The 3566-nt window shown below is 59.0% G+C and carries 4 protein-coding genes and 1 pseudogene; 2 read left to right on the top strand and 3 right to left on the bottom strand.

The genetic code is table 11. The features are described from left to right. Positions 1 to 579, top strand: a pseudogene (locus tag QZY03_RS09480) (hypothetical protein); the annotation flags it as partial. Positions 580 to 597: 18 nt separating this feature from the next. On the opposite strand, the gene QZY03_RS09475 reads toward QZY03_RS09480, so the two are convergent. The 3 genes from QZY03_RS09475 to QZY03_RS09465 all read right to left on the bottom strand — a co-directional run bounded on the left by QZY03_RS09475 (position 598) and on the right by QZY03_RS09465 (position 3297). Continuing rightward, positions 598 to 813 carry a hypothetical protein gene (locus tag QZY03_RS09475; RefSeq protein WP_295580361.1) on the bottom strand — a complete coding sequence of 72 codons (216 nt, stop codon included), beginning with the start codon at positions 811 to 813 and terminating at the stop codon, positions 598 to 600. An 88-nt stretch (positions 814 to 901) separates the two neighbouring features. Beyond that, positions 902 to 1666 (bottom strand): RES family NAD+ phosphorylase, encoded by a 765-nt coding sequence (locus QZY03_RS09470; RefSeq protein ID WP_295580359.1) that lies wholly within the window; start codon positions 1664 to 1666, stop codon positions 902 to 904. A 458-nt stretch (positions 1667 to 2124) separates the two neighbouring features. Then, positions 2125 to 3297 carry an SEL1-like repeat protein gene (locus tag QZY03_RS09465; RefSeq protein ID WP_295580357.1) on the bottom strand — a complete coding sequence of 391 codons (1173 nt, stop codon included), beginning with the start codon at positions 3295 to 3297 and terminating at the stop codon, positions 2125 to 2127. Between the two features lie 55 nt (positions 3298 to 3352). Between QZY03_RS09465 and QZY03_RS09460 the strand changes: the two genes are divergently transcribed. Beyond that, positions 3353 to 3566 (top strand): hypothetical protein (locus QZY03_RS09460; RefSeq protein ID WP_295580355.1); only part of this gene is annotated, 214 nt, incomplete at its 3' end.

The following is a 3566-nucleotide window of genomic DNA, read 5'->3' as shown; positions in this document are numbered from 1 at the left end:
ACTTCAGACGATACCGCCGGTCTCCCGCTGCCGCCACCTCCGCAGGAGCCGCCGGCCCTGGTCCAGCCCACCCGTGCACAGCGCCCGGCCTCAGGCAAAAATGGCCAAAGTCGAGCCTGCGACGCCCTGTTCTTGGCCTGGACGCTGCTGTTCTGCTATTGCTATCCCACGGCCACGGACATCCTGGTGCTCTGCGATGGCGGCGGCAGCAACGCGGCACGCTCCCTGCGCTTCAAAGAGGACCTAATCGCCTTGGCCCAACGCTTGGGCGTGCGCCTGCGCATCGCCCACTATCCGCCCTACACCTCCAAGTGGAACCCCATTGAGCATCGCCTCTTCAGCCAAGTCGAGCGCACCTGGAGTGGGGTCATCCTCGACTCCCCCGAGACCGCACGGTGGACCGTCGAGCGTACGACCACCGACACCGGGCTGCGCGTCACCGCGCGCATCCTCGATAAGTTCTACGCACTCGGTCGCAAATGCTCCGACGGATTCCGGGAGATCAAAGATCAGTTTATTCGGCATGATCTGAGCCTTGGTCAATGGAATTACGTGGTTGATCCCAACGGTTTCTCTTAATAAAAATGTATAACTAATTTATGCCTCGTTACTTATGCGATCTTCGTACAGAGCTTTCATTCTGTCATTTAAGCCTTCCGCACTCACCACCTGAGCATAAAAGATGAAGTCGGCAAACACCTTCAGGCGAAGGTCGCGATACTGGAGTATTGGTCTCATCCAGAACGTTGTGATCCAGTAACCAATACCACCGGAAATTACGCCAAGCAGCACCGCTAAGAGTTTTTGGTCCATAAGAAAGTTGACTCCGCCGCGTTTAGTGAAATCTGGCGCCGGGAATAGATTTTTGACCCCTATTGCTCCTGCCCCCTATTCCTCCCTCTTACGGCCAACCCTGGCGCCGGGATCTATACTCGACTTGGTCCACCACCACAGAGTAGGTATCATGGCACTGCAGCTTATGGGGGCAAAAAACGGCGAGATTACCGCCCTCCCTATCCAGTGCGCTCATATATCCTAAGGCGTCGTAACCGGCTGCTTTAAACACTTCGGCGAGGTATTGCGTTGCGAGGTAGCGTACCCCCATTCCATCAGGCTCCTTGGGCGTTGAGAACGCTCGATTGATCGAACCCCAGATTCTAGTTTCCATGACGGCGGGGTCTTCCGCTCCTGAGTCAAAAAGATGAACGAATTCCGGCTGGGGTTCACAGCGGGAAACGTCTATCACCCGTATTGGCTCAATATTGCTGAAAATACCTATGGTGAGCTCCGCCCCCAGCCATGGACGCATTTCTGCAATCGCAGTCTTCTCCGATAGCGCTACGTATAGATAGGCCATCCCTTCCGGATTCACCCGTTGTCCTTTCGCCTTCTCACGTGGCGGCGGCCCCATTTCCTTGCAAGGCAGCGGCCCATAAACATCGGCGGTCTCGCCAGAGCCGACCGGATAATTCTTCCACAAGTAATGCTCGCTTCGACAACGGTAAAACGTGTTTGAATTCGCGTCCAAATCTAGAGCGTACTTCGATGAGGTTTCCTTTAGCCAATCCACAAACCCCTGCATTTCAGAGGTCAAGATGAATCGATTCTCCCATTCAATAAAGCTGCAAAACTCTCGCCATATTGTTGATCTATTGGGTGCGGTCATGGTGTGCGCCCTCTGCTGTCGGTGCGGAATATGCGTAGGAACGGTCTTCCAATTCGCTGGCCTGCTGGCAATTCATGCCGAGGAAGACACCATCGCCAGGGATAACGGGATGACGGGATGACGGGCCAGGCTGAATTAAATTTGGAGGCGGAAAATAATTCAATTGAGCCTGGCTCCTTATCTTCTTATCTTCTTATCTTCTTATCTTCTCCATTCCTCTCAAGCCTTCCCTACGCCTATCGCGCATTGCGGTCGCCACGGACCCTCGTGGTCATGGCCGGGATGCCAGGACCCGGGCCAAGGACGGTACGCGGCGGGTTGGCTGAGGAATGGCACTAATCACCTCGATATTCTCGCGTCGCGCGTTCAAGAAGCGCTCGTCTTGCCATCTCATTTCCCCGGGAATCCGGGGAATCCATCGAGCTAGACTTGCAGCGTGTTCCATCTGAGTTATATGGTTATTGATCTCGCTTATTCCTATTCTCGGGAGGTACACCGCGACCTTGCGCGTACATCGCGCCGAGTCTGGCCTTCGCATCGGCAAGGCCCTGCTCGGCGGCCCTTTCGTACCATTTCACCGCGTCCGCGTCACTCTGCACTACGCCGCGACCTTGGTCGTAAGCCGCGCCGAGTTTGAATTGCCCAAAAGCATTGCCCAGCACGGCGGCCTTACGGTACCAAGTCACCGCCTCGCTTTCGCTCTGCGCGACTCCACGACCTTGTGCATACATAAAGCCGAGGCCGGCTTGCGCATCGGCATTGTCCTGCTCGGCGGCCTTGCGCAACCACTGGACCGCTTCTCTGTCGTCCTGGGCCACGCCGCGACCGTTTGCGTACATAAAGCCGAGACTGAACTGCCCACCCGCATTGCCCTGCTCGGCGGCCTTGCGGCACCACGTCACCGCCTCTGCATCGTTCTGTGCCACGCCCCGACCGATCGCGTACATTCTCGCGAGTTCGTATTGCCCAAAAGCATTGCCCTGCTCAGCGGCCTTGCGGTACCACTTCGCCGCCTCAGTATCGTTCTGCGCCACACCGCGACCCTCTGCGTACATCGCGCCGAGGAAAAATTGCCCATCGGCATTGCCCTGCTCGGCGGCCTTGCGGTACCACTTCAGCGCGTCTGCGTCACTCTGCGCTAAGCCGCGACCTTGGTCGTAAGCCGCGCCGAGGAAGCATTGCCCAAAAGCATTGCCCTGCTCAGCGGCCTTGCGGTACCACTTCGCCGCCTCGCCGTCGCTCTGCGCGACCCCACGACCCTGGGCATACATAAGGCCGAGGTCCCATTGCGCAACGGCATTACCCTGTTCGGCAGCCTTGCGGAGCCACTTCACCGCCTCCCGGTCGTCCTGCTGTACGCCACGGCCCGTTGCGTATATCACACCGAGGTTGGCGTACACGTCGGCACTCTTTGCGCAGCGGTTGGCGACGCAACCGACTAAGTAGCTCTGGTATGCCTCTACCGTATCGGCCTTTTCGGCGGCGGCATAAGCGGCCAAATCAGCCTCGCGTGCCTTACTCGCGAAGTCAGTATCCGCCACCTGTGCCGCCTCAAAGGAGCGGTCACTGGAGTTCTTTCGCAACTGGCCCTCGCGATGCATATAAAGACCGCCCAAGCTCACGACTGCCACGGCTGCGCCGAGCGCCGCCGGCCACAACCAGCGAGGGAGAGCCGAGGCCGGTGCCGTGGAATGTGCCGAGGTCTTTCTGGCCTTGGGCGGGGCCGACGGTGCGGATCGAGCCGGGGGCTGCGCCGGGACTGACGGCGGAGTCGGTGCAGCCGGCCCAGGGGCCGGACCGGGCTGCGGCGCCACTCCAATCCCCCATAACCGCGCCTGGAACCCCCGCACCGTCTGCGGGCGCTGCTCGGGGGCGAGGGACAGCGCCTCGCTCAGGGCGT

Source organism: uncultured Lamprocystis sp., from assembly GCF_903933125.1.
Lineage (GTDB): Bacteria > Pseudomonadota > Gammaproteobacteria > Chromatiales > Chromatiaceae > Thiodictyon.
Note: the sequence above shows the minus strand (reverse complement) of the source record. Positions and strands in the feature narration are given on the sequence as shown.

What these genes read in the sequence shown, in the direction of transcription:
- QZY03_RS09475 (WP_295580361.1), bottom strand. Translation starts at nt 813, where the DNA reads ATGGACCAAAAACTCTTAGCGGTGCTGCTTGGCGTAATTTCCGGTGGT.
- QZY03_RS09470 (WP_295580359.1), bottom strand. Translation starts at nt 1,666, where the DNA reads ATGACCGCACCCAATAGATCAACAATATGGCGAGAGTTTTGCAGCTTT.